The sequence below is a fragment of the Candidatus Saccharimonadia bacterium genome (assembly GCA_035544015.1).
In the GTDB taxonomy this organism is placed as follows: Bacteria; Patescibacteriota; Saccharimonadia; order UBA4664; family UBA4664; genus UBA5169.
Genome location: DATKIP010000041.1, coordinates 1 through 1,191 on the forward strand (window position 1 = coordinate 1; position 1,191 = coordinate 1,191).

At 58.9% G+C, this 1,191-nt stretch carries 2 protein-coding genes; one reads left to right on the plus strand and one right to left on the minus strand.

Annotated features, from left to right (window positions below):
• On the minus strand, nt 1-575 hold a 575-nt coding region (locus tag VMT30_02610; GenBank protein HVQ43833.1), incomplete at its 3' end, for an IS4 family transposase.
• Between the two features lie 56 nt (nt 576-631).
• Between VMT30_02610 and VMT30_02615 the strand changes: the two genes are divergently transcribed.
• On the plus strand, nt 632-1,191 hold a 560-nt coding region (locus VMT30_02615), incomplete at its 3' end, for a hypothetical protein (GenBank protein ID HVQ43834.1).

Sequence of the window (1,191 nt, forward strand, 5' to 3'; positions counted from 1 at the left end):
TCGAGCAAGCCGAGCATCTTGTCGAGCAAGGTGCGCTTGTCGCGGTTGGACCATACCAGACCTTCATGGATGCGCACGGCGAGCGGCACGGAAAAGACGCTCTTGGCCGCATGGACGAGCAAGCCGACAGCCTGCATGGAATGCCCCATGATGTATTCTGGCTTGGTGTTCGATTCCGATTGCTGATGCAGGAGCTTTACGGCCGGCATTTTCTTGCCGCGCTTGGGGGCCTTGATGCCATCCCCGACCAGGACCAGCCGGCCATTGACCCGCACGGGGCTTGGGAACAGCTGCAGCGCAGCTTGCGCCCACAAGGCCGAAAGCCGGTCAAGTTTGATGCCACTGCTGTGAAAGTGCGCGAGCAGCTTGGTGTAGAGCCTGGGTCGTAGGTTCAATGCTCGCACAATGCTGGTGACACCCAGCAATTCCAGGCGCACCGTCAAGCCGGCCACGGCGGTGACGAACCACAGGAAGGTGCGCAGGCGCGAGAATGCCGGGCGCAGAAGAAGAATTGCATTCCACCAGATAGCCCACAGCGATTGTGGGAGCGCCCGATCCGACATGGTCGTATCCATGGTTCAAGTTGGGTCGGGTCACCCAATAGGCACCATCGATTCACAATTCGTTAACCATGATTGGGCTCATGATCCGGATACGACGAGATGGCTTAAGTTCGCGGCGTGCCGGCATAGTGCCGAAACACGGTGAAAATCGAAGGCCGCGCGTCTTCCGGCGCCTTTACGGCAACACGGATATCCCGGACCACGCGCGGCTGCGCCAACACAAAACGGGCCTTGATGGCCCAGACCTGGTTGAGGACATCATGGGCAAGCAGCGCAGGGAACAGCCGCAAGACAGCATCTTCGCGAACAACCCTTTCCTTGATGGACTCTTTGAGTGGATGGACTCGCCCGAGGGCCAGCAATCCATCGAGGTCCGCGACGTCCTCTGGAACCTGGTGGAGGACGTGCAGCTCGACGCCAAGCAACGCAAATTGATCTGGCCAGACGCAGAACGGCTCGATCTTGAGCAATCCATTGAGCGCGTCCTGAAAAAGTACCCGGACTTTCCCCGCAACGAGGTCGAGGAGTTCTTACTTGACTGGATTGATATGGGCTACGATCCGGAAAACTACTCCCAGGCGCAACTCGACGAACTTGACAGCCTCACAGAGCGATGGGTCGCCGACCA